The organism is Chitinophaga oryzae, assembly GCF_012516375.2.
Classification (GTDB): Bacteria; Bacteroidota; Bacteroidia; order Chitinophagales; family Chitinophagaceae; genus Chitinophaga; species Chitinophaga oryzae.
In genome coordinates this window covers 4298739-4324050 of the sequence record NZ_CP051204.2, presented here as the reverse complement: position 1 = coordinate 4324050, position 25312 = coordinate 4298739, and the positions used below count along the sequence as shown (strand labels likewise).

Genomic DNA, 25312 nt, shown 5'->3' with positions numbered 1-25312 from the left:
TTTGCTTTATAATAATTGTTTTATAATTTCGGGTACGTACCCGGTTTTTTAGATAAAGGGTCTTTTTTATACTAATCGGAAAGGGAAACGTTGTCAAAAAAAACAGCGTAGGCTTGTAATTCATGGACGTACGATAATGCTGCCGAAAACCAAAAAAACCTGGCCTCCCGGAGTTAATGTTATTCACGTATGGAAAATTCCTCGTTGCCCCGGCACATGAGGGTTAAGCGTATATTGAAGGATTGTCTGAATTTTAAAGCAAACAAAAATATAGCGGTTAAACGATAGCCAAAATCTACTCTTGCAAAGAGTAACTGTTTCTATTGGATGTATACGCCAGTCACCATTCGTGTGCGTACACGTTTTTATGCAACTATGATGAATAACAATTATTGAAACCAACATCTATCAGCCAAAATTATTAAAATGAATATCTATCATTCAAGGCCTGCGCTTGTCATGCTGCTCTTGTTGTTTTTCCTTGCGTCGGTGAAAATCTATGCACAGCAGCCTAAAAGCATTACAGGCGCTGTTACAGATGCAGAAACAGGTGAGCCCGTACCAACTGTCATCATCAGGGCAAAACAGACGGGCGTTGTTGTAAAAACAGATGCAAACGGTAAATACACCATTAAGGCAAATGACGCCGATATCCTCACCTTTTCCGCGATGGGTTATACTTCAAAGACGCTCAACGTTACGAAAGGAGCGGTATTGAATGTAATGCTCAGCAAGTCTGTTTCCAATCTTTCTGAAGTGATTGTAGTGGCTTATGGCACCGTTAAGAAAACAGATCTTACCGGTTCGGTAGGCCAGGTAAACATGACTGACATCGCAAAGGCGCCCGTGGCTTCGTTTAGCGAAGCGCTGGCCGGACGTATCGCCGGCGTACAGGTTTCCTCCCAGGACGGGCAACCCGGGAAAGGAATGGGCATCGTCATCAGGGGCGCTAACTCATTAACGCAAAGTAATTCTCCGCTGTATGTGATCGATGGGTTCCCGATCGAAGATCCGGAAGACGGCATGCTCAACCCGGATGATATAGAAACGATCAATATCCTGAAAGATGCCTCAGCTACCGCTATTTATGGATCAAGGGCCGCTAACGGTGTGATACTGGTAGAAACAAAAAAAGGTAAAATTGGAAAACCCGTTGTTTCCTTTAATGCTTCCTATGGCATACAACAGGTCCAGAAAAAAATACCGGTGATGGACGCCTACGAGTTTGTAAAATACCAGACGGAACTCAATAAAACATCCGCCGCTGCCACCTATTTTACGAATGGAAGAACGTTGGAGTCCTACAAAGATATGGAAGGGATCAACTGGCAGGACCAGATATTCCGCCAGTCGCCCGTCACTATCAGTAACATCGCTTTAAGAGGAGGTACCGGTCAAACGAAGTATTCCATTTCCGGTTCAGTCTACGATCAGAAAGGAATCGTCATCAATTCGGGGTATAACCGCTACCAGGGCAGGGTGGCTATTGATCAGGGCATCGGCAAAAAGCTGAAAGCCGGCATCACCGCCAACTACAGTAAAATCACCACGTCAGGGCAGCCGCTGTCTGAAGGAAACGGTCCTTCCTTCACCACCTACCTGTTATCCAGGGCCTGGGGATACCGGCCGGTATCCGGTAATCCAAATTCGGACCTCACGGAAGAAGAAGGCGATATGGATTTTCTCAACCAGTACGATATCCGTCTAAACCCCATCATCACCAGTAACAATGAACATAATATCAGTAAAACATCGGACCTGCTGGCCAATGGTTATATCTCCTATGCACCGGTGAGTAACCTGGTGTTCCGGTTTTCCGGCTCCGTCTCCGGCAGGCAAAAGAGGGGAGATCTCTTCTTTAACTCCAAAACCGTGCAGGGAAGCCCCCTGAACCCGCGGAACTCCAGAGGGCAGCATGGCTCTGTGATCTATTCGGAAACAAACATCTGGTCCAACGATAATACCGTTACCTATAACACCACTTTTAACAAGGACCATAAAATAACCGTACTGGGAGGCGTTTCGTTTCAGAACTACAAAGCCGAAACCTATGGTTATGCCGCCCAGAACCTGCCGAACGAGCAACTGGAAATGCCCGGCCTGGATGAAGGTATCCCTTATGCCGGTTATGCCAGCGCCGGTGAAAGTTTTATGACATCTTTCTTCAGCCGCCTGACTTATAACTACCAGTCAAAGTACCTTTTCGAAGTGACCTTCCGGGGCGACGGTTCCTCCAAGTTCGCCAAAGGCCATAAGTGGGGATATTTTCCCTCGGGCTCGTTTGCCTGGAATATGCAGGAAGAAGAATTTATGAAAGGATCGCGGGTGATATCCAACTCAAAGCTGCGGCTTAGCTACGGAAGTACCGGCAACAACCGGGTAGGTAATTATGATGCGTATTCCGGGTTAAGCTTTCCCGTGGCGAACTCCTACTCGTTTAATAATGCCACCCCAGGCAAGGGCGCTATTATTAGTGGTATTGGCAATGCTAACCTGAAATGGGAAACCACCACGCAATTCAATATCGGTTATGACCTGGGGTTGTTTAAAGACAGGATTGAGTTTACCGCCGAATGGTACCGGAAAATCACGCGCGACTTGTTGCTGAATGCAGACCTTCCCTCCACCATGGGCCTGCTGAGCGCACAACAGAACATCGGTAAAATTCAGAACCAGGGCGTGGAACTGAGCCTTAAAACAGTGAATGTCAGAACGAAGGCGTTTGAATGGACCAGCAATTTTAACATCAGCTTTAATCAGAACAAAATACTGGAACTGGTAAGAGGACAGGATGCGCTGTATTCAACCGTGAACTTTGAAACCCAGTACAACAACAACCCTCCCTATATTTCGCAGGTAGGGCAGCCGGCCGGCATGTTTTACGGATATATTTTTGACGGCGTTTATCAGCTGGATGATTTTGACAAATCGGCATCCGGCGTGTATACGCTGAAGCCCGGTGTAACCAATAACGGCGCTGCTGCCCAGCCCGGGCATATTAAGTACCGGGACCTGAACGGGGACGGCAACATCAGTACGGCAGACCTGACCGTCATAGGACGCGGACAACCACTCCATACAGGCGGTTTCTCCAATAACTTTACTTACAAAGGATTTGATCTCGGCGTATTCCTGCAATGGTCGTACGGAAATGATATTATGAACGCCAACCGGTACATGTTTGAAGGTAACGGCAATATAAGACTCAGCCTGAACCAGTTCGCCAGCTATGAAGATCGCTGGAGTGAAACCAATCCCACCAACAAAAACTTTAAAGCCGGCGGCCAGGGGACCATAGGCAGCTATTCATCAAGAGTAATTGAAGATGGTTCTTACCTGCGGCTGAAAACCGTTTCATTTGGTTATAATCTCCCGGAAAGATACCTGCGTGCTTTACACTTCAGTAAACTAAGGCTCACAGTGGCCGCACAAAACCTGCTCACATTTACCAGTTACACCGGTATGGACCCGGAAGTGTCCGTTCGTAGTTCGGTACTGACGCCCGGATTTGACTTTTCGGCTTACCCGATCGCAAGGACCGTTGTTTTTGGACTCAATGCCATCTTTTAATTCCTGACGCTCATAACATACAACATGAAGTACAGCTATTTATTATTATCCCTGTTTCTTCTCACCAGTCTGAACGCCTGTGTAAAGAAACTGGATAGCAAACCCAAAGACTTTCTGCAGCCTTCTGATTACTACCGCACGGTAGAACAGCTGAACATTGCATTGAATGGCGTATATGATAATCTCGGTGTATTGTATTCCAATCCCATCCACTTCCGGTTCGGGTTTGAGGGCGATGAGCACTGGTATGTAAAGAGTTCTCCCCTGAGCGGGCTTCATATTTATGATTATACCGCTGCCCATCCTGATTTTCAGAGTTTCTGGAGTAACCTGTATATTGGTATTGGCCGTGCCAATTATCTGCTGGCCAACCTGGATAATAATCCCGCCCTTGATTCGGCTGCCCGTGCCAGGGTAAAAGGCGAAGCCTTGTTTTTAAGAGCCTATTATTATTTTATGCTGGTGCAGAGTTTTGGGGGCGTTCCATTGATCCTGACGCCTCCTGTATCGGTTGAACAGGTAGATGCGCCGCGTGCCACTGCGAAAGAAGTATATGACCGCATCATCGCAGATATGACCGAAGCAGAGGGATTGGTGGCGTCTATTAAACAGCTGGGCTTTGGCGGCAGGGTGAACAAGTCGGCCGTAAGAGGCGTGCTCGCACGTGTATGCCTGCATATGGCCGGTTATCCTGTCAGGGATATCAGCAAATATAAAGATGCCCGTAACTGGGCGAAGAAAGTGATGGACGACGGGGAAGCGGGGCACGCATTAAACCCTTCCTATTCCGGCGTATTCATCAACCTGGTATCGGATAAGTATGATATCAAAGAAAGTTTATGGGAGGTAGAGTACTGGGGCAATAAATCTGACGCCTATACGGAAACAGGCTCTCTGGGAGATGTGAATGGCAATGCCACACAGAATACACAAACCGGCTTCGCCTATGCGGGCATTAAAGCAACGGCAGACATGTACTACCGTTACCAGGAAGGAGACATCAGAAGAGACTGGTCTATCTCCACTTTTAATTACGGTACCGCCAGCCAGCCCGCCAATCATAAGATTTTCTTCACTTCTGTTAGCCGTAACACGGCTTACAACAGGTTTCCCGGGAAATACAGAAGGGAATATGAAGTGGTACTGCCTAAAAATAATACAGGTACGCCCACCAACTGTCCCCTGATGCGTTACGCGGATGTATTGCTGATGTTTGCTGAAGCGGAAAATGAAGTGTCCGGACCTACCGCAGCAGCCATAGAAGCGGTCAACAAGGTGAGAAGAAGAGGATGGTGCACCGGTATTAAGACGGTGACCATCACCAGTGGAGGCGCGGGTTATACGACTGCACCCGCCGTAACCTTTACAGGCGGGGGAGGCTCCGGTATTTCGGCCACTGCGGTCATGTCGGGTGGTCAGGTTACAGGGATAACATTTGCCCCCGATGCGGTGTATGGAACAGCCCGCGGCGTGGGATATACGGCTGCGCCTTCCATTACGTTCACCGGGGGCAATGGCGCCGGCGCCAGCGCCATTGCTACCATTTACACCACTGCCGATGCAGATATGCCGGTAGAAGCAACCGCCGGTAAGGACGCATTTCGCAGGTTTATCCAGGATGAAAGATCAAGGGAGCTGAGTGGGGAAACCTACCGCAAAGCAGATCTGATCCGCTGGGGGATTTTTGTAGAGCGCATGCATGCGCTTTCCGCTACCATTGAACGGGACCTCGGTACTTCCACTACACCTGCTTACCTGAATCTTTTTATCAAGGGGTTTGGGCCTAACATATCAGACAGGAACCGGCTTTGGCCTATTCCTACAAGGGAGCTGACTTTAAATAAGGCATTAACACAAAACCCGGGCTGGTAATTTATAAACCGATATGCATATGAAAGCAGTATTGATCGTATTATCCTTATTAACGATGACCGTGTCCTGCAAAAAAGAACCAACGCTGGATACGCCGGATTTTAACCTTACCTCCTCATCCGTCACTTTTGAAGCGGGAAAAGAAGGTCAGTTTGATTTTGCAGGAACAGCAGGTATTATCTCATTTTATTCCGGGGAAGCCGGGTTTGAGTACGGGCCGGAAGGAGCTGCCGCCGGCGTTAACAAATCGGTTGCCGTAAAAGGATATTCAGATGCCAGGCTCACAAAGTTCACCTATACCTACGCAGAAAAAGGCACCTATAAAGCTTTTTTTGTAGCGAAGAATGTCAGCATATATGCAGGGAAGGAGGTCGTAAGGGCTATAACCGTCACTGTTACCGACTGATCATCCGGGACAACTACCATTACAATGCACAGGAGACAATTTATCAAAAATACGGGCCTGATAGCTGCATTCACAGGGATGGACCTGGGTCAGCTGAAAGGCTATGGAACACATACTATGAAAAATATTGAGGTTATTCAAACAGGGTCGGATTTTGAGCGCGAAAAGCTGGTACGGCCATTTGGTTTTAAAGGAGCTTACCTGACAGAGCTCTGGCAGGTGGCTTCCAGGTTGGAAACGGCATCGGGGGTAAAGAAAACCGGCATTGCCACTCAGAGTGTATTATACGGAGATGCAGACCTGTTTGCCGCCCATTCGGAAACAGAAGGGAATGCCCTGATGTATCTGGTGGCAGGCCATGCATTGAAACTGATTAAAAAAACACCGTTCCGCGATCCTGTAAGGTTGCTGGATGCGATCTTCCCCGGCTGCTGGCAGCAGCAAAGCAATTAACCGGTAAAACAGATCTGAATACCAATTTTGTATACAATGCGTTGGTGAGTGCCGACAATGCCGCCTGGCTGTTATACGCGGCAGAGAATAACTTCTCCACCTTTGATGAGATGATTCCTGCCGCTTACAAAAAAGGACTGTCGCATAAAAACAATAAGGTAGCCATCATGTACCAGGTGCCGTACGGTATGCCGGTACAGGACTTACAGCAGGCCGCCGCCGCCGGCTATTTTGTATTTAAAATAAAGACGGGTTACCCGGGAACCACGGCAGAGATGCTGGAAAAGGACATGGCCAGGCTTACCCAGGTGCATCATGCGCTGAAAGACCTGCGTACAGCGCAAACCCCGAACGGTAAACTGATTTACACAATGGACGCCAACGGTCGTTATGAAAAAAAGGAATGGCTGATGCGCTACCTGGACCATGCCAGGAAGATCGGCGCTTTTGAGCATATCCTGTTTTATGAAGAACCACTGGCAGAACAGAATGAAGAAGATGTATCCGACACCGGTATTACCATTGCCGCCGATGAAAGTGTGCACAATGAAACCTCCGCGATCAGGAGAATAGAACAGGGCTACAAGGCCATGGTGTTGAAAGGCATTGCCAAAACCCTGAGTATGTCGATGAAGATAGCGGCGCTGGCTGCTGAAAAACAAATTCCCTGTATCTGTGCAGACCTGACCGTAAACCCTGTTTTAATTGACTGGAATAAAAACCTTGCCGCACGCCTGATGTCTTTCCCCGGCGTGGGGATGGGGTTCATGGAAACGAATGGGGATATGAATTACCGCAACTGGAAAAATATGCAGGGCTATCATCCGTTGGCAGGTGCTTCCTGGACGCAGCCTAAGAATGGGGTATTCGAGTTAAATGAAGACTTCTATCAGCAAAGCGGGGGCATATTCCTGCCGTCGCCGCACTACCGGGAAATTATTCAGCAACCTCATTGAGTAAATGTTTCCGGTTGCCGTTTCCTGCTATACCATAAACCATAAATCACATCAGTTATGAACAAAATTTTACTACTTGTTTTGATGTTTTTGGCAGGCCTTAGCGGGCTTAGGTCTCAGCAACGCTTTGTTTCTTTTGACACCGGTATTCCCGGCAACTGGCAAAGTAACAAACCAGGGGCGTTATCGTCCTGCACCGAACACCTCAAGGGAGGTGCCGGCTCGCTGAAATGGGCCGCGCAAAACGGGGATTTCATCCGGGCAACCAACCTGGCCATTCCGGATTCGGAAATTACAAAGGCTGCATCCGCCGCTGCGCAAATGTTTATCTATAGCCAGGCAATCACCACTGATACGCTGCTATTCCAGTTCCTTGATGAAGAGGGGGTGGTAAAAAGACAGGGAAGGATGCTGTTGAATTATAAAGGATGGATGGAATTTCACCGGTCTTATTATTACGACTATCCCCTCACCGGATCTGTTCCGGACACTTTTGCCCTGACCGAAATGAAAATTACCTATAAGCCGTCCAATGCGGCTAATAGCTGTGTGGTCTATATTGACGAAGCCACCATCATTGGCAATACGGATGTTCGTATTCCCGGTCCGCATGTATATCCCGACTATCCCTATTTCAGGAAGAATGTGACGAACGCTCCTTATCTGGATGTGCTGGAAAATTGGAAGAACGGCCCGGACCTGCCGGTGGTAGCGGCAACGGCAACGGAGCTGGCGGATTTGCAGACGGTAAAAAACCGTCTTATAAAAGTACCCGGCACTGATACTTTATTAAACGTCGCCAAAAACTATGTGCGTTCCCTTAATATCCATTATAACAGCGATGGCAGTATCAACGGCACCGGCATTCGCAGTATTTACCATCCTGATACTTTAGTGAAGGTATCGTCCTATTGCGGGTCACTGGCAAGAGCAGCGGCTGGTGATGCGGATGCTTTATCGAAGTTATTATTGTTTACGGAGTATTTGCTGAGTGAAGGCATGGCGGAAGGTGGCAGAATTGTGTTTCAAACCAATTCTTATACGCCGGCAAGAAATTTCCCGTTGGGATTTTTATTGGCGCTGCCCTATTATTCACCGGCTATGCGGGAAGAGGTGATAAAGATGCTGAAATGGTCTAACGAGTATGCCGTGTTATATGGCGCCACTTTCCAGGAGGGCTACAGCGTAGACTTTCTCAATATAAAAATGCCCTTGCTTTTTGACCTGGCCATCCTGGAGCAGGACGCAAACACCGCCGTCCGTGACCTGAAGTTGCTGAAACGTTTCCTGGAGCGGAACACGGTACCCGGACTGGGTGGCAGGGACGGGATGAAGCCCGACGGCGTCGGTTACCATCACGGGTCACAGCATACCAGTTACATGGGGGCGTGGTTAAGATGGATCGACTATGCCTATTATTTAAAAGGGACGGTTTATAAAATAAGTCTCAGTGCGTATGAGAATCTGAGCAAGGGATTGACTTATCTGCTGGCCGGATCATCCAAAGGCGTGTTGTATGCGCATGCTGAGTCCGGGAGAAATCCATTCCCCGATAAGTTACCGGTAACACCTGACCGCTTTGAAAAATTCGTCGAAATAGGAGGCGATATTAAAGGGGTTGATGCCGACCCGGTAATGGGAGGGATCTATAACGACGTGACAGGCGTCAATAAATATCCCGTACCGGTTAACTCCCTGAAAGGTTTTCATCAGTATAACTACGGCGCATTGGGAATTCAGCGGAAGAGCAACTGGGTGGCGGTGATGAGAGGGTTTACGAGTAAAATATTCGGAGCGGAAATATATAAGACGGAGAACCGGTATGGCCGTTACCAGAGTTACGGTACGCTGGAGGTATTGTATGACGGCACCCTCGCCGCCACCGGGTATGTACTCAACGGCCGCGGATGGGATTGGAATGTAATGCCTGGTACCACTACCGTGCACTTCGAGGGGTATGGAGGATTGCAGCCCTCCAGGGCAGGTACGGCGATGGAGTTTCAGAATTTCAATTTCGCAGGGGCGTTATCCCTTGGGCAGCATGGTATTTTCGGTTTAAATTTTTCTGAAAAGGCAAATGGAAATTATAACCCCTCCCGCCTGGTATTCAGGAAAACGGTCTTTGCGTTTGACAGCATTTTGGTTTGTCTGGGGAGTGGAATTACCACGCAATACGGTTTAGGGAATGTAGCTACCAATCTTTTCCAGGCCATCAATAAGACCACCCATGCGCCCATTTATGTTAATTCATCTGCCGCTGTTACAAATGCGAACTATGATGAAACCATCAGTACAGCCACAACCCCCTTATGGCTCCTGAATGCGCAATCAACCGGTTATTACATCCCGGCCGGCAATGCGCCCGTGCGCGTTGTGAGAACGCGGCAGGCTACTCCCCGGGAGTCTGTCACCGATCAGAGCCTTCCAAATTCCTTTGATACTGCCTACGCCAGTAAAGCCTGGATGAACCATGGCATAATGCCCAACAAGGCCAGCTATCATTATGTGGTAGTTCCGGGTACAACGCCGCAGGGCATGCAAACGCTGGCCGCGGAATTTGCCACCGCTATGCCCTATAGTATTCTAAAGCAAACGGACTCCCTGCACGTGGTAAGATATAATCCCTCGTCGCTTACCTCATATGTCTTTTTTACATCCAATAATAACGTCAATATTGGTTATGTAAAAAGCGTGTCAGCCGTATCCATGGCAGGGTTAAGAGAAAGCGGCGATACGCTGACAGTAACGGTGAACTCCCCGGACATGAATATCACGACGGAAACAGCCTTTAATTATTACTGGCTGGCTAATCCAAGGACGGTCAGCATGGTCCTTAACGGGAACTGGGATGTGCAGGAAAATCCCTCCAATGTGAGTATTACCAGCCAGGGAACTACGCTGACGGCATCGTTTAACCTGGAGCACGGATTTTCCAAAACCATCAAACTGGTGAAACACATAGAAGAGCCGGCGCGGGATTCCGTTGCGGCGATGATGAGTAAACCGGAAGCGATGAAAGCTGCCGCTGATAAAACAAGGCAGTTTATCATCTTCCCCAATCCAGCCGGCAGCCAGATAGAAATCGTGTTTATGGCGGCCAGCGCAGGCGTTGCCGTGCAGAAAATCATGACGATGCAGGGCACTGTTCTGCGCTCGGAAAAGATGCAGGTAAACAAAGGCCGGAATCAGGCTTCGTTAAATATTTCCGGATTAACGCCGGGCACCTATATTCTCCAGCTCACAGGGGGAACTGTGCAGGAGAGAGGGGTTTTTGTAAAATACTGACGTGAAATTTTGTCTTTTAAAGTATAAAAAATGAATACAGGAATAAAAGTTTGGTTTACGGGTATAGGTATGATGGTGATAATCGCTGCCTGTAATCAGCAACATCCCAAAAAGGAAAATACACAATTGCCGGTAAGCGACAATGAAGATGTGGCCCGTTATATGGAATCATTTAAAGGGGTAGGTGCGCTGACGGATTCTTCGCAGCCCACGCTACCCAGGGAGACGCTGAAACATTTCAAATGTCCGGACGACCTGGCGCTGGACCTGGTATTATCTGAGCCGCAGGTGGTACAGCCGGTGGAACTGAGCTTCGATCACCGCGGCCGGCTTTGGGTAGTGCAGTATCATCAGTATCCTTTCCCACAGGGACTGAAAGTAGTGAGCATCGATAATTACCTGCGGGTGAAGTTTGATAAAGTACCGGCTGCTCCGCCGGCAGGCGCGAAGGGAGCGGACAAGATTACGGTGTTTGAAGACACGGATGGAGACGGCGTTTATGATAAGTCCACCGATGCTATACAGGGATTGAACATAGCCACCAGCGTGATAACGGGAAGAGGAAAGATCTGGGTACTGAACCCGCCTTACCTGCTGGCCTATCCCGATGCGGACAACGACGGTATGCCGGATGGAAACCCGGAAGTGCATCTACAGGGATTCGGCCTGGAAGATACGCACGCAGTGGCCAACAGTTTACGTTGGGGACCCGACGGCTGGTTGTATGGCGCCCAGGGAAGCACCACCACGGCCGATATCAGTTCTGCAGTGTCAAAGCATGTTGCCTTCCAGGGCCAGGCTATCTGGCGCTATAATATAGATACAAAGGTGTTTGAAGTGTTTGCGGAAGGCGGAGGAAATACCTTCAATGTGGAGTTCGACAGCAAGGGGCGGCTGTATTCCGGGGACAACGGGTATGACAGGGGCCCGAATTTTAAACAGGGCGCCTACTATCAGAAGAGTTTGGGAAAACATGGTCCTTACACCAGCGCCTATACGTTCGGGAATCTGCCCAGTATGAAACTCACCGGAGAAAGAAAACGGTTTACACACTCCCTGATCAGGTACGAGGAAACCAGTCTGCCTGATAGATATAAAGGCAAAATGATCGCCCTTAACCCGCTGCTGAACTATGTACAGCTTACCCGTTTCGAACCCTCCGGATCTACCTTCTCCAATGTGGATGAACAGCAGATCATCAAAACGGATGATCATTGGTTCCGGCCTGTTAACATTAAAGCAGGACCCGATGGCAATGTGTACATCGCCGATTGGTACGATAGCCGTTTGTCGCATGTGGATCCGCATGATACCTGGCATAAAACATCGGGAAGGGTGTACCGCCTGCGTAATAAGGCGCATACGCCGGTACCGCCGAAGTTTGACCTGAGCAAATATTCCGGCGGTCAGCTGATACAATTATTAAAAGGGGAGAATAAATGGTTCCGCCAGCAGGCGCAGTTACAGTTTGCCAACCGTAAAGACAAATCCATCCTGCCTGCATTATTGCCATTGCTTCAATCCGGTGACGGGCAGGTCGCGCTGGAGGCATTATGGGCCATCAACGGGTGCGGGGGATGGAACGATGAAATAGCTATCGTTGCGCTGGGGCATAAAGATCCTTATGTGAGGAACTGGGCGGTGCGATTATCCGGCGACGGGGGAGCGGTATCCCCGCAGGTGGCCAAACGGTTGGTCCGGCTGGCAGCTTCAGAGCAGGACCCGGAAGTAAGGAGCCAGATTGCCTGCACTGCAAAACGATTGAAAAGCGATCTGGCTGTATCTATGATCGAAGGACTGCTGAAAAGCCATGATGACGCCACGGATGCAGATATTCCGTTACTGACCTGGTGGGCAATAGGAGATAAAGCAGAAACGGATAGAGACCGTGTGCTGGCGATGTTCCGGCAGCCGCAAATCTGGCAGCGAAAGACCGTTCAGCAGACGATATTAAAACGGCTGGTGCAACGGTATACTATGGCGGGCGGCGAAGCGAATTTTGCAGCAGTAGCCCGTTTAATTAAAATGGCGCCTTCCCGGCAGGTAGCGAAACTGTTGATCGATGGGTTACGCGAGGGGCTTCGCGGGCGTGACCTGGTTGGTTTGTCGCCGGCGCTTACCAAAGCCATACAGCCTTATCAGAATGAGCTTTTCGGAGGCCCTTTGGCGTTAGGGCTCCGGCAGAGCGATCCTGCAGTGGTGGACCAGGCCATTAAGGTTGTTGCGGATACGAAAGCAGATATGCAGCACCGTTTGGCTTATATCAAAATAATGGGTGAAACCGGCCAGAAAAAGGCGGTCCCCATCTTATTAAAAGTGGTAGGGGCTGGCAGCTCATCAGGAGCGTTGAGGCAAACCGCTATACAGGCATTACAGTATTTTGATAATCCTGAGATAGGCAGCAGCGTGGTGGCTGCATATCCGCAGTACCGGGGTGATGAAGGGGTGCGGAACGCGGCGATAGACCTGGTGTCCAGCAGGGCAGTGTGGGCGAATACATTCCTGGATGCGATCGAAAAAACCAAGGTGATCAATAAGGCAGACGTTACTGAAGCTGCCGCCCGCCGGTTTAAATTGCTCAAAGATCCGCAGATGGGAGAAAGAGTGAACCGGTTATGGCCGAATGTGAAGCTGGCTACTTCTGAAGAAAAGAATGAGCGGATTGCCAGGTATATGAAAATCATCAGGTCAGGTTCCGGCAATATGGAAAAAGGGAAAGTGCTGTTTGCTAATAATTGTGGTGCATGTCATCGTTTATTTGACGCAGGTGGAACGATTGGGCCGGAGCTCACCGGTTATGACAGGAACAATATCAACAGCATGCTGCTGAATATTATCGATCCAAATGCAGATATCAGGGAAGGGTATGTCATTCACCGCGTAGTGACTACGGATGGCCGTACCCTGGAAGGAAAGATTGTATCCCGTAACGGCGACGCAATTACCCTTCAGCCTGTAGGGGGTAAGGATATTGTTCTTCCTGCGGCGCGGATAAAGGACATGAAGGCGCAGCAGGTGTCAGTGATGCCGGAGAGGATACTCGATCATTTGTCCGACCAGGAAGTACGGGACATCTTTTCCTATATCATGAAGAAATAGTTGGTGTGCATCACTATGCCTCAACGGTTTCTTTTGGAAGCTCCTCCCGGTAGGAGACCTTGTCCACGATCTGCCATTGGCCGTCTAACTTTACCAGGTTAAACCGGTCAATGAACCGGAAGGTGTCAAAAGTCAGTTGGACATGCGCAGAACCGGTGTCTCCATCCCAGGAGAAGGAAAGCAGTTCGGGTTGGCATTCCTGTACGGTGGCCCGGGCAACCAGGTCAAGGTATTGTGGCAGTGTCCATTGGACCAGCTTTCCTTCTATGATGGTCCGGATGTATGCATCGGGATGGAAGGCTGCCCGAAGCCTTTCGGTATCCAGCACCGGACGTCCCTGGAGATAATTGTTCAGCGTAAGCAGTATCAGCTGTTTTTCGTCTTTTGCGTCACCTTTGTGTGCCTGAGTTTTCATATGATGTACCATTGAATTTTGATGATACAAAGCTATTACCTCCTGCTGTTGGCCGGTTGGTGTTATCAAAGGAATAATTGTGAAACTCAAAGAATGGGATAGCACCTACTTCATAGTATCATAAAGACGATCGCCATTAAACGTCTATTCATGCGGGTATTTTATGGCTGCAGCAAGTCAGGGCCTGCTCCTGGCAAATGCATGCTCCTGGTACTCTTTCAGCCGGCGGTCCAGCAGCGGGGTAACGATATCGGTGTGTTTCCGGTCGAATGGTATAGCGTCCAATACCGTTTTAGCCGCTGCGCCCATGTAATTGTCCTTTAGTGCAGGTTCTTCCAGGAAAGTATGTGCCAGGTCGCGGTTGTAAAGCACATCGTGTCCGCTGAGGTTATTAATATAAGCACTGATAAATCTATGTTCAGCCGCAAAATCCTCCTCCGTAACGTAACCTCTGTTCAGGTGTTGTACCCAATCCAATGCGGAGGTAAAGCCAGCGCCGGCAATAAGTTTTCTATCCAGCGCCCATTGCAGGAATATGAGGTAAGAGGTCTTATAATAGCTTTGTTCCTTCGCAAACTGATCAAATGTACCGTATGTCATTTCGTTGTACAGATGAAATAGTGGATTCCTGTAATCCAGCCCTAGCACAATATCTTTAACAAGTTGTTCGTCAGTGAATTCGGGCCCCCAGCTTATCTGTCTCTGTTTATCTACCGGAATACGCCAGCGGTAGAAGCTTTCGCTGCCGTCATCGTTTAACCATACAGGTGATATCTCGCTGCTTTTAAGCGTAGGGGCGCCGAGGGCCGTATTCAGGCGCTCAAAGGAGTCATGGAAGTCTACCTGCCCCGGAAAGATGGTCGACGATTTATTGTTATACCACCTGGCAGTTACCAGTCGTGGGACAAATATTCCTTTTTTGGCTCCCTGTATCAGCGGGTATATTTCAAGATATGGCTGAGCATTAAACAGCAGGTCAATTCCTAGTTTCTTGTTTTCAATCCAGTAGGATGTATCTGTGGCGCGATTGGATATAAAAGGCTTTTTGGGATATTTGAATCCGTGCTGCTCCAAAAAAGTAATGATGGCTGCGGAATCAATAGCAGATCCCATGAGGGGTACCAGTGTGTTGAACATTCGGTAGACATTTTTCGGGTTAAAACGAGTGTGGGTGTAAGATAGTAAAATCTCCCTGACTGCCAGGGGTAACTTTATGCTACTATACTATCAATCCACCAGACTGTCGGAAGTTTTTCTCCGTTTACTCAAATTCATCGCTCTCTTCACGCGCGGGCGATTATATCGTTGGAGAAAAACAGGATAGAGGTTCATGAAGACGTTCAATCCCAGCAACCATAAAGATTTGACAATACCAAACCTGACAGCCACAAAAACGTTAAATCCGAGGACCACGACCAGTATAATCAGGTGGTCCAGCTCAGATTTTTTTGTTTGATAATATAATTTCGTTAAGGCGCTGGTGTTATTTTCTATCGGGAAAGTTTTCCGGATGACTTTTTCCCAACCGATCCAGACCAATAGTTTTCTGAAGAAATTGATGCCAAAGCGCTCGTATATTTTTCCTTTCCGTTCCCATTCTTTTGGCTCATAGTAAGGGGAATCAAGAGGACTTTTCAGCGCATCCGTGAAAACGGAAACACATAGCATCAGCAGGAAGCTCAACGCCCACGCGAATGCGAAGCCGTCCATTCTAACGTAATACACCAGGGCTGAGAGGGCGATAATTGAAAATATTACAATTGTAATTAATGTAAATGTTCTCTTCATGCAAAATGCTTATTTTGATTTCGGGCATCAACTTGAATTTAAATGGCCATTTATATATCCCGGCTCTTGCATTCAGCAGGTCACTTACAATATATATCGCCATAAAAAAGCTGATTAAAATTGTTTTTATTTCACAAATATGTATAATTTAAATTTACCAGGCAATAAGCCAGATTAAAACCGCCGCAAGCCAGGTAACCTGCCTGGCGCAAACGGGTGAAGTGACTGTAAACAATCCGTAAACATGTATTGGAACGAAAAACTGGACTTGATAAAAAAGAGGTTCCCCGATGGATTCAAGGATCCATTCCGGGCCGGCCCTGAGATATTTGAGAAAATAGTCACGCGCTTGTTTAAAACCACCCTGCTGAATTTTATTACATCCGAAAACAGGGCTGGCCTGTTAAAACATGGCTCCCTCACCAGGCGCTGCACGCTCAAACAATTATACAATGAGGAATTACCCATGTTGGACAATGGACGCAACTACTGGGTGCTGTTTGTCAAGATCCCAATGGGTGCAGACTTCCAGGTATACGACTGTCGATACCAGGCATTGAGAGAGTTGATATATCTGTCTTCCGGACAGGATGAACGGGAGTTTTGCATCGTTGACAAAAAATACGCCTGGCTGCTTTTCTTCAGGATAAACCGTCCAAAGGATATGGTGGAGATTTACCATGCCGGCAGGCCAATGTAGATAGCTGCCTGTCCAAAGCAGGATTTTTTTCTGCAGTGTTAAACCCCTCAAAATTAAACTACTTTAACGCCCTTTATTATACTACTTTAACTTACAACGAAAACCCGCTCTGTAGTTTTGTGTTCATAATTTATCACATATGAACACTGCAAAGCATCCCATATTTCACCCGTTGCCATGGTCCGCACATCCACTGAAAAACAGGCTGGTGGTAGCGCCTATGTCGCGCGTAAGCGCCACCGCCGAAGGACTGGCCACCGCGGAGATGGAAGCCTATTACACCGCTTTTGCCCGGGGCGGTTTCTCTATGATCATCACAGAAGGCAACTATACGGACGAGGTAGCCGCCAAAGGGTATCCGCATCAGCCCGGGCTCACCACCAATGCGCACGCAGCCTCCTGGCGACCGGTAGTGAAACAGGTAAAAACACATGGCGCGTTGATGATTGCTCAGCTGATGCATGCAGGGGCGCTGTCCCAGTACTACCAGGAAACGATCGCCCCTTCCGCTATACAGCCTGTAGGCGTTAAGATGGCGCAGTATGGCGGTACAGGTGCTTTTCCCTTTCCGAAAGCCATGAGCCTGGAAGACATCCATGCTGCTAAAGAGGGTTTTGTGAACGCCGCCCGGATCGCTCTGCAGGCCGGTTTTGATGGAGTGGAGCTACACGCGGCCAACGGTTACCTGCTCGATCAGTTTCTTACCCCCGAACTGAATGTTCGTGACGATCCATACGGAGGCAGCACCGGCAACCGTTTCCGGATCGTCGCGGAAATTATCCAGGCCATCAGGGCGGTGGCGCCGGCACATTTCCTGGTCGGTATACGGCTGTCTGAAGGGAAAGTGAACGACCTCCGATACCGCTGGAAGGACGGGGCTGCCATGGCCGTTGAAGTATTGGAAGAAGTCAGCAAAGCTGCTCCTGATTTTATTCATATTGCCGTTCAAAGCGGCGAGTGGGAACGGGACAGTTTTTACAGCAACGGCGCTTCATATGCCGCACTGGCCAAACAGATAACAGGCAGGGTGATCATCGCCAACGGTGGCATGCACCAGCTGACAAGGGCCGCCAGGGCCCTCAAAGAATCGCATGCCGACCTCGTCTCTATAGGAAAGGCTGCCCTGGCTGACCCTGCCTGGCCTTTGCACACGCTGACCGGGACACCGCCGCGTGCTTTTCATCCGGATATGCTCTGGCCGGAAGCCACTATCCGGCATACGAACGAGGTGATCAAAGCCGGTTTGGTAGCCGGTTAGCGGCAGATAACCCTGCCTGCCGCAACGCCATTAGTTTTTCATTCAATAACCGCTTCATGTCTTCACCGATTTCTTTGTTACTGGCCCGTTCAACGTTTTGAATGAAGGCATTGGCAGTTTCCACCCAGGCGGCTTCTCTTGCCGCCTGGATCGCCGCCATGTCCGGCACTGGTGCCGGCAATTCCTCCGGCCGGGTATCCCTGACTGCAAATGTATCTTTCTCCGAAGCGCTTTTGCCGATGGGATACCAAAGCAGGGTAAATGCCAGAGGCCTGGACGGCTTATAGGAGGTAGCGTAGGTTAATGATGTACCGTTGGCGACAGGTAACAACAGCGAGTTGGAAGTGACATCCTTGCCGTAGGCATTGATGATATGGCCGCCTGATACCGCGAAGGAATATTTGCCCAGTGTCAGCGTTATCTTACTCCAAACGTTGAAATCCGGCAGTATGTAAGCCATCAGATAGCCGTCACAGTTAGCGGTAAATGTCTGGGTGACGGCATCGTTACCATTATAAACAGAGACGCTGTCGCTGAACAACGTTACTGCACATTGGAGCGCCGTCAGGCTGTTGTTCACGGTAATGTTTTGTGTGGTGGCGCCGTCTGCGTTTAAAGTTCCCTTGACGATAGTATCGCCTGACACATTAATGGCGCAGTTGGTTTGCAGATAACCGCTGATCTGGAAGTCGGGATTGTCAGGGTCGGGAAACGCTACTTTGCCTTTTACGTCCAGTTGATTGAATGTAGAATTACCAACCACGATCAGGTCACTTTTATCGGTATGGGCGCCGGTAACGGTCATGCTACTGGGCGTCAGGGTTGGATTGGTAATGATGGCGGTAACTGCCTTATACAGTTTGTCGCCGCCGGATTGGGCTTCCAGGGTAAAAGTGGTATCTACCGATGGTCCCTGGGCTATCGTAGTGCTTTTACCATTGCCCTGAAAGATGGGAGTGGTATTGTTGCCTTCATACAACAGGAAATAGTCGCCGGTGCTTTCCCAGGAGAAGTCGATGGCGCTGCCGGCTTCAAAGACGGTCGAAGGAGTGCCGTTCTGACTCATGAGCAGATAAGAAATAGTGAATCCGGGTGTAAGGTCTTGCGAAGATGGAGAAGACATAGTGAGGTGATTTATGTGGTAATTAATTTCCTCCTGACGTGGTGTACGAATCACTACCACCGCCAAGGGGGACCCAAAAAACGGAGATCAGCGGCACTTTGTCGCCTCCGCTGTTGCTCCCGCTGCAGCTCCACGTGTCTCCGTTCCGGATGGGAATACAACAGTATCCGGATTGGGGAATGTCTGCGGTACTGTCTTCTTCCAGCACCATGCCGTTGACGGTATACTGCTGAAGGCCATAGGTGATAGTACAGCTGGATGCTACGTTGGTGTCGCAGTCCTTAGGGTTTATTGTAATAATGGCGAAACCATCTGTCTTTGCCGTTACCTCCAGGATATCGAAAGCGATACCGAACTTGAGAAGATGCCCTCCTCCGATCATTGCGATGGTTGTGCCGTCTGTCTTCAGATTATTGGTAATAGTGAGGCTGTTGATATTGCTGGTGGGGCTTTGCAGGCCGTTGGAGAAAGCGGTGCCGCTGATTTTTGAAGTCTGGCTCACCGTTAAGTCCTGAAAGAAACCGTTATCGCCCATGTTCAGGACACCTTCGCTGCCAAAAGTAAGCGTAGTATTGTACAGGCTTCCTTCCACGTTCAGTGTGCCTGCGTTGGTCATATTCCCGGTGTCATGCCAGATGGTTTCCGGCGTTAGCACAGGATTGCTGATAATAATGGTCAGGAAAGCATATCGCTTGTCCACATTATTGTCTGCTTCCAGTATCAGGGTAGTGTTGGTTTGCAGTCCCTGTGGCAGATCGGCGGAAGTACCAGCCCCTGTGTGCAATGGCTGGGGATTGCCACTCACATATAAATTAAAATTAGTGCCATTGCTGTCCCATCTGACGCTAAACGGGCTGCCTGCGGTAAACTGCGTAACCGGCACTCCCTGGAAGTTCTGATAGGGATAAGAAATGAAGCTGGCCAGAGACAATGGCTCCTGGTCTGATTGCCCTTTTGAAATGTAGTGGTCCATATTAATAATTTTGAAATGCTGAAGAATCTGTCAGAGTTTCATGAGCTGCTCAATCATCTCTTCCTTTTGAGCAGCATCGAACGTTGTTTCCAGCATTGTTTCCATGGACGCGATCAACTCGCTGCGCCGTTTCCTTTTTGCTGCCAGATATCGCTCAAAGTGTGCACGGGGATGCTTGTCATCAGGGATATTTTTCCCGGAAGGCGGGGGCGTTTTAAAGCCGACGCTTTGCTCACTACCTGCCTTCCCTACAGGGATCCAGTACACACTGATAAAGCTTATTGGTGCGGAAGCAATAATGTTTGCACCCTGGTACATCCAGCTACTGCCTGCCGGTACCGGAAGCATCAGGTACCCGTCCGTCTCTGACATATATTGTAAACCTGAATTTCCCCCGTAGGTATAAATCCAGTCCAGCACACCGGCGATGCCAAGCGCACCATAAGCGGCAGATTCGGTGATGGGAAGGATAGGTCCTGATACGGTAACCACGGCGTAACCATCCGAAACTGCTGGTACAATACCAAAACCGATGTCGATGCCGGAGGTAACGAGTATGGGAGCGCCGAATAACGATTCCTGCTGGGTGTTCAACGTTAGCGACTGCTGTATGGTAAGGTTGTCTGTGTTGATGCTGTCGCAGGTGAGGGGGCCGGTGAAGGAGGCGTCACCACCTACTTTGAAATCACCGTTCAGACGAAAGGCGGATGCATTGTCAATCAGGTTACTGGCATTTGGAGGCGGGGCCGCCATTACGGTCGGGTTGCTGCTCAGGCTTAAAGTATTGCAGGTAGCCTGGTTGGTGGTCATGTCTCCATCTACTTCTTCTTGTCCGGCGGAAGTCACTGTTTGTGCGGTAATGGCCGGATTGGTCACCGTCAGCGTGAGACATTCATACAGTTTGTCTCCATTGGCGTTATGGGCCACGCAGCAAAAGGTGGTGATATCGGTAATGCCTTGTTCGAGAGTATAGTTGGTATCCTGCCCGCTGTATATCGCTTTGCTGATGCCACTCTGGTAAAGATCGTAGGAGGTGCCATTGCCTTCCCAGGTTATTTCTATGGGATACCCCAATTTGAATGCCCCGCAGGGGAATCCGGGTGACAGGTGGTCGATGGCTAAAAGATTGCGGAGGTAAAACAACGGTTTGTCGCTTTTCGTCACACTACGGTAGCCTTCTCTTCCTTCAAGGTCTCCCGGGTTGGTGCCGGAGTCCTCATCAATGATTATCTGCGCCTGTCCACCCAGGGCATTAACATTGCCGGTAAAGGTGAAGTCTGTCTTGATCACTGCGTAGTTGTTCTCCGCATTGCTGACTGTCCATTGGTAATAATGAGGTCCTCCTTCTGTATTATGTATAGGTTTAGGATCGCCGGTTGTCCAGTGGTTATTGGAGATGCAGAGTGACGGCTTGGGCGGCGGTGTGGCGAATATATCGGCTGGATCATCCCCGCACGGTACGCTGAATTGTATCTGGTCGCAGTAGTAGGGACTGTCTTCTACCGTGATTTTAACCTTTCCACTTTGGCCGGGCACAAGGGGAGAAGGAAGGGGGGTGACATTATAGTCGAGCAGCAGCTCCGGTTTGGTGTCTGTTTGCATAGTAGTATACTTTTTTATTTAGAATCCTGATCGGTGATAAATTGCAGATATCCATCGTGCAGGCTGGAGGTGTACTTGTTGAAGTCTGCTGTGGTGGTTGCTTTGGTCAGTGTATATCCCTGCCAGGAGAAACTGGCGGATGAAGTTCCGGGATCGGCCACCGTGTTTTGCCACCAGCTCCAGACGCCGAATTTGGCGCTCACGGGCAGATAGGTGAGTGCATCGGCATGTAGCGGTTGTCCGGCCATCTGGTCTGAGGGCTGAATGGCAGACAATACCGGTCCCGCCCTGAAAGTGATGTCCAGCGAGGATAATGGCTTTTCTACAAATTCTTCCGGTAACTTCACTTCCTTCACCGGCAGTATACCGGTAAAAGCGTGTATGGATGCCCGTGGGTCGGCCAATACGGTGAGATATACAGGGTCGGCGTCGTCAAACGACAGCTGTACGTAATTCCCGTTATCACTGTCCAGCGGCCCTATCTGCTGCAGGTAATTATCCGAGCTGTCCGGCGTGACCACACAGTTGAACAGGTCGTAGTTTTCTGCTTCGAAATAACCGATGACACCGTCTTCCCGGGACGCCTGGTCGCCGAAACGTACGTCAAAAACACAGGCGCCCAGTGAGGGAACATGCGGGTCCGGTGGCACATCCTGCAACGGAAAAGGCCAGTCCTCACTTTTTAACACCTGACCGTTCAGTTTCAGTTGCAACGTGAGGGCCACCAGCGCCAGCGGTCGTCCGATGAACAGCGAAAGGTCCTGGTCGGTGCGTTTGCCCAGGGGATCTACTGTCCATAAGGTGCTGTCAATGGCTTTCAGGAAAGCGTCGAATGCAGTCGGTGTTTTGGCTATCAGCGCTGTGGCAAAAGCGCCCAGCTGTTTCGACCGGTTACCTACGTCTGCCAGGGATACCAGGTTGTTGTTGGGAGGAGGCGTCCACTGGATATGCATCCCGTTCGTATCTGCCAGCAGGAGTATTTCACCGGCGTTGCTGCCGTCAGGGAAGAACAGCAGGAGCGACTTGTCGACATGATTGACGACCACCCATCCGCATATGGGATTAACATCGGAAGTGATGCCCAGTACATTGCTTTTGTCCCGGTAATCTGCCAGCAGCATATTTAGCCGCGATGGCTGCAGTACCCGCGGCGGCACCTGGAACGGAGCATTGATACCGGCTGATAGCTTATGTTCCACGGCAAAGGCGGTATCCACCATCAGCGGAAAACTGTCTGCGTCAAATACGCCGCCGTCGGCAGGCTGTACCAACTCCAGGATCCTGCCGAACTTATCGTATATGACCAGCTGTGTGAAATAAAATTCGCCTCCTCTGACCTGGTGAAAGGGAAATTCGCTGGGACCATCTTTGTTAACAGCGGGGAGCGTGTTCACCAGCCCCTGTGCAAAAGAAGGAGTATCAAAAGGATATATGTTGGTATCATCGGGATATCCCATGATCTTAGAGTATGTCAGCTGTTGGTTTTGATAGGTAAACGCAGCGTGGCCGGGTTTGCGGTAAAGTCTTTTGTCACGCTGGGCGAGGTAGTCATTGGTGTCCGCCAGTTCCTGGGATAGAAAGCGCCACTGGTCCGTATCGTTAATTTCCTTCCACAGGTCATTCAGATCTCCGTCGTTATATTGCCGGGCAAAGGCTTTGAGGCGCGCGCCGAAAGTCATTTGGGTATGGGTGCTCAGGGCCGCCCTGCCCGAAATAATGTAAGGCGTTCCCTGTCCCTGGGGAGAAGCGGTCATTTTATAGTCGGTACCATCGAAGGTCCAGTTGGGCGTGTTTTGCCATGCAAAAGGAACAGGCGTGTGCGTCATCTGCCATTCCATAAACAAAGGACTCCATTGCTGCTGCCATTCGCTCAGGTCAAATGCCGGCAGTACGCCTGTGGTATAACAGGTGGTTTCATGGGCGTTCATCGCATTATACACATCATCCGGCGATAAGCCTGTTTTTTGTGCTATCTGTGCTGCGTTTGCCGGGTCCAGCAGGAAGAATTCCGTATAAATATCCTGTACGTTTGCCGGCAACGGTTGAGCGCTGGTTAACGAAGGGATGATATTTCCCAGTGTTGAAGCGCTGATTTGCTGATTGTCTATGGTAAACGACTGTATCAGTTGTGAGGGCAGCCTTACCTGGAGGGCTGTTTCCGGATCGCCAAGCGGATCAAGAGATACGCCGGAGACGATGATATTGGGGTTGTTGGGGAGCCAGTAACGGGGTTGCGCCACGGCTTTTAACACATAGCCTGCGCTGATCTGTTTACTTTGGGCGAAAGTGGCAATGCCCTGCTGTAATGCATCCTGTTGATTGGCGACTCCTTTTTGTGGCTGTGGTACTTTGGGAAGCAGGTCGTTTACTACTTTCAGCTGTGCCAGTACCTGTCCCATTGTGCTCTTCGGGTCATCCGGGTCGAGGTAGGGTTTCAGCTGATCGGCGGATATCTTCGGCCAGTTCTGGTCAGCATTGTAAAATGTACGCTGAAGGGAATGATATTTCCACCATACCGCGTTCAGGTCCCATTGCAGGCTTAAAAGCTGCGTGAGCGCTTCATCAAGGGCCTGTTGGTCCTGGTTCAGCTGTTGCAGCCAGGCGGCATCGCCGGCGGAAATCTGATAGCCTGCGGCCTGCTGGTTTTCGGTGGAGGGGACAATCTTCCAGCGGTTGCCGCCAAAATGGGCGTTGAACCAGGCCTGTTGTATTCTTTCGTTTACGAGCTGGGTGCCATTTACGTTATTGAGTTCGGGCAACAGGTCGAACTGGAAGGCGCGCAGCAATTCAAGTGTTTTACCCGGGTCTGTGTACCCCTGCATGTTTTCCAGTTGCGTGGCCACCAGCGTACTGAAGGCTTCCAGGCCAGTGTTGGCCACACAAACCGACATGTGCCGGGAATCCCGTAGTTTTTGCAGCTCGTCATTAGCCGGTGGCTGCTCAGCGGTAGCATTCCAGGGAAGATTAAATGACATTCCGCTGTACAGCGTAATATTGCTGTCACCGGCGCTTTGTCCCTGTGCCAGTTGCCAGTTTAAGGCAGTTAATACGGCATCTGCGGTCGCTGCGCCCGTAAAACCGGTATTGCCTGTAACAAGGATATCGCTGCCGGGGTCTGCATACCAGCCTGTAACCATATAGCTGAGTGACGTGGTGTCCGGTACGCCCGCAAGACTGTCGTAGAAAGACAATACACCCAGGTTAAACCCTATGTAGCCGCAGAACTCCGCATTGCCCGGGCCCAGGGCCGTGATAAACATGTTTTCAGGATAGGCCTCCTTCCAACCGGACAAATCAAAGGCCCGTCCTATACTAAGATAATAGGACTGCGTATCGGAATTATCTCCCTGGTCAAAAGGTATCAGGAACGCGCCGCTTCTGTTCGTGTCGCCGCTGCCGGCCCAGTTGTTTTTTACGGTATCGTTGACAATAAAATAGCAGCTGTTGGGGTCGTTGTCGGGATTGGGGCAGTCAGCTTCCAGCATCCATGTTTGCTGTACATTTTGTCCACCGGCGTCACGGTATATGCGTACAATAAGCCAACGATTGGGAATAAGCGGAAAGTCGCTGGTGCTGTCGGCTTTGCCAACACGCAGCGAGCGCGGTAAGGTCCAGTGCAGGTAAGCCCCTGTGCCTGGCATGGCATGACCATCGGTAAAAGCCGGAGGTTCAGGGTCCGACCATGTTTTGTTTCTCATGGAAGCATAACTGTAATACCACAGCCTGAACTGGTCCCTGTCCATCAGGGCGGTATTGGCGAGCAGCACATCCAGTTCCATGGGTACTATAACGGGGGAGTTCATACGGATTGA

General features: G+C 49.8%; 16 protein-coding genes and 1 pseudogene. 10 read left to right on the top strand and 7 right to left on the bottom strand.

Annotation, left to right across the window (positions count from 1 at the left end; translation table 11 throughout):
- Nucleotides 1-426: 426 nt before the first annotated feature.
- The 8 genes and pseudogenes from HF324_RS17940 (at nt 427) to HF324_RS17915 (ending at nt 13641) form a co-directional block, all read left to right on the top strand.
- Nucleotides 427-3570 (top strand): SusC/RagA family TonB-linked outer membrane protein, encoded by a 3144-nt coding sequence (locus HF324_RS17940; protein ID WP_168803788.1) that lies wholly within the window; start codon nt 427-429, stop codon nt 3568-3570.
- Nucleotides 3571-3594: 24 nt separating this feature from the next.
- Nucleotides 3595-5442 carry a RagB/SusD family nutrient uptake outer membrane protein gene (locus tag HF324_RS17935; protein ID WP_168860410.1) on the top strand — a complete coding sequence of 616 codons (1848 nt, stop codon included), beginning with the start codon at nt 3595-3597 and terminating at the stop codon, nt 5440-5442.
- A gap of 19 nt (nt 5443-5461) precedes the next feature.
- Entirely contained in the window at nt 5462-5848 is a 387-nt protein-coding gene (locus tag HF324_RS17930) for a DUF5017 domain-containing protein (protein WP_168860409.1), read from the top strand.
- A 24-nt stretch (nt 5849-5872) separates the two neighbouring features.
- Nucleotides 5873-6301: a hypothetical protein gene (locus tag HF324_RS33640; protein WP_258539145.1), complete on the top strand. Its 429-nt coding sequence runs from the start codon at nt 5873-5875 to the stop codon at nt 6299-6301.
- A gap of 44 nt (nt 6302-6345) precedes the next feature.
- Complete coding sequence (locus tag HF324_RS17925; protein ID WP_258539144.1) at nt 6346-7257, top strand: mandelate racemase/muconate lactonizing enzyme family protein; 912 nt, start codon at nt 6346-6348, stop codon at nt 7255-7257.
- 57 nt (nt 7258-7314) lie between these two features.
- Nucleotides 7315-7770, top strand: a pseudogene (locus HF324_RS33880) (chondroitinase family protein); the annotation flags it as partial.
- A 486-nt stretch (nt 7771-8256) separates the two neighbouring features.
- Nucleotides 8257-10542: a polysaccharide lyase family 8 super-sandwich domain-containing protein gene (locus HF324_RS17920; protein ID WP_373997307.1), complete on the top strand. Its 2286-nt coding sequence runs from the start codon at nt 8257-8259 to the stop codon at nt 10540-10542.
- A gap of 30 nt (nt 10543-10572) precedes the next feature.
- Nucleotides 10573-13641, top strand: a complete 3069-nt coding sequence (locus HF324_RS17915; RefSeq protein ID WP_168860407.1) for a PVC-type heme-binding CxxCH protein — start codon at nt 10573-10575, stop codon at nt 13639-13641.
- Nucleotides 13642-13654: 13 nt separating this feature from the next.
- Here the strand turns inward: HF324_RS17915 and HF324_RS17910 are convergent, their stop codons facing one another.
- The 3 genes from HF324_RS17910 to HF324_RS17900 all read right to left on the bottom strand — a co-directional run bounded on the left by HF324_RS17910 (nt 13655) and on the right by HF324_RS17900 (nt 15844).
- The gene (locus HF324_RS17910; protein WP_168803782.1) at nt 13655-14056 is read right to left on the bottom strand and encodes a nuclear transport factor 2 family protein; all 402 of its coding nucleotides are present in this window, start codon (nt 14054-14056) and stop codon (nt 13655-13657) included.
- Between the two features lie 177 nt (nt 14057-14233).
- Nucleotides 14234-15193, bottom strand: a complete 960-nt coding sequence (locus HF324_RS17905) for a hypothetical protein (protein WP_168803781.1) — start codon at nt 15191-15193, stop codon at nt 14234-14236.
- A 90-nt stretch (nt 15194-15283) separates the two neighbouring features.
- A complete protein-coding gene (locus HF324_RS17900; RefSeq protein WP_168803780.1) occupies nt 15284-15844 on the bottom strand; it encodes a glycosyl-4,4'-diaponeurosporenoate acyltransferase CrtO family protein in 561 nt (186 codons plus the stop codon).
- A 349-nt stretch (nt 15845-16193) separates the two neighbouring features.
- Here HF324_RS17900 and HF324_RS17895 point away from each other — a divergent pair, with 349 nt between their 5' ends.
- Nucleotides 16194-16544, top strand: coding sequence for a hypothetical protein (locus HF324_RS17895; protein WP_168803779.1), 351 nt, complete (start codon nt 16194-16196; stop codon nt 16542-16544).
- 139 nt (nt 16545-16683) lie between these two features.
- Nucleotides 16684-17802 carry an oxidoreductase gene (locus HF324_RS17890; protein WP_168860406.1) on the top strand — a complete coding sequence of 373 codons (1119 nt, stop codon included), beginning with the start codon at nt 16684-16686 and terminating at the stop codon, nt 17800-17802.
- On the opposite strand, the gene HF324_RS17885 is transcribed toward HF324_RS17890, so the two are convergent.
- The 4 genes from HF324_RS17885 to HF324_RS17870 are packed head-to-tail and all read right to left on the bottom strand — an operon-like array spanning nt 17777 to nt 25303.
- On the bottom strand, nt 17777-18925 hold the full coding sequence (locus HF324_RS17885; protein WP_168803777.1) for a hypothetical protein: 1149 nt from the start codon (nt 18923-18925) through the stop codon (nt 17777-17779). The genes HF324_RS17890 and HF324_RS17885 overlap by 26 nt on opposite strands.
- A gap of 22 nt (nt 18926-18947) precedes the next feature.
- Entirely contained in the window at nt 18948-19898 is a 951-nt protein-coding gene (locus tag HF324_RS17880) for a hypothetical protein (protein WP_168803776.1), read from the bottom strand.
- Between the two features lie 30 nt (nt 19899-19928).
- Nucleotides 19929-21500, bottom strand: coding sequence for a hypothetical protein (locus HF324_RS17875; RefSeq protein WP_168860405.1), 1572 nt, complete (start codon nt 21498-21500; stop codon nt 19929-19931).
- A gap of 14 nt (nt 21501-21514) precedes the next feature.
- The gene (locus HF324_RS17870; RefSeq protein ID WP_168860404.1) at nt 21515-25303 is read right to left on the bottom strand and encodes a hypothetical protein; all 3789 of its coding nucleotides are present in this window, start codon (nt 25301-25303) and stop codon (nt 21515-21517) included.
- Between the last annotated feature and the right edge of the window lie 9 nt (nt 25304-25312).

Excerpts from the sequence above, each read along its gene's own strand:
- HF324_RS17940 (WP_168803788.1), top strand. The coding sequence starts at position 427 with ATGAATATCTATCATTCAAGGCCTGCGCTTGTCATGCTGCTCTTGTTG.
- HF324_RS17935 (WP_168860410.1), top strand. The coding sequence starts at position 3,595 with ATGAAGTACAGCTATTTATTATTATCCCTGTTTCTTCTCACCAGTCTG.
- HF324_RS17930 (WP_168860409.1), top strand. The coding sequence starts at position 5,462 with ATGAAAGCAGTATTGATCGTATTATCCTTATTAACGATGACCGTGTCC.
- HF324_RS33640 (WP_258539145.1), top strand. The coding sequence starts at position 5,873 with ATGCACAGGAGACAATTTATCAAAAATACGGGCCTGATAGCTGCATTC.
- HF324_RS17920 (WP_373997307.1), top strand. The coding sequence starts at position 8,257 with ATGGCGGAAGGTGGCAGAATTGTGTTTCAAACCAATTCTTATACGCCG.
- HF324_RS17915 (WP_168860407.1), top strand. The coding sequence starts at position 10,573 with ATGAATACAGGAATAAAAGTTTGGTTTACGGGTATAGGTATGATGGTG.
- HF324_RS17910 (WP_168803782.1), bottom strand. The coding sequence starts at position 14,056 with ATGAAAACTCAGGCACACAAAGGTGACGCAAAAGACGAAAAACAGCTG.
- HF324_RS17905 (WP_168803781.1), bottom strand. The coding sequence starts at position 15,193 with ATGTTCAACACACTGGTACCCCTCATGGGATCTGCTATTGATTCCGCA.
- HF324_RS17900 (WP_168803780.1), bottom strand. The coding sequence starts at position 15,844 with ATGAAGAGAACATTTACATTAATTACAATTGTAATATTTTCAATTATC.
- HF324_RS17890 (WP_168860406.1), top strand. The coding sequence starts at position 16,684 with ATGAACACTGCAAAGCATCCCATATTTCACCCGTTGCCATGGTCCGCA.
- HF324_RS17885 (WP_168803777.1), bottom strand. The coding sequence starts at position 18,925 with ATGTCTTCTCCATCTTCGCAAGACCTTACACCCGGATTCACTATTTCT.
- HF324_RS17880 (WP_168803776.1), bottom strand. The coding sequence starts at position 19,898 with ATGGACCACTACATTTCAAAAGGGCAATCAGACCAGGAGCCATTGTCT.
- HF324_RS17875 (WP_168860405.1), bottom strand. The coding sequence starts at position 21,500 with ATGCAAACAGACACCAAACCGGAGCTGCTGCTCGACTATAATGTCACC.
- HF324_RS17870 (WP_168860404.1), bottom strand. The coding sequence starts at position 25,303 with ATGAACTCCCCCGTTATAGTACCCATGGAACTGGATGTGCTGCTCGCC.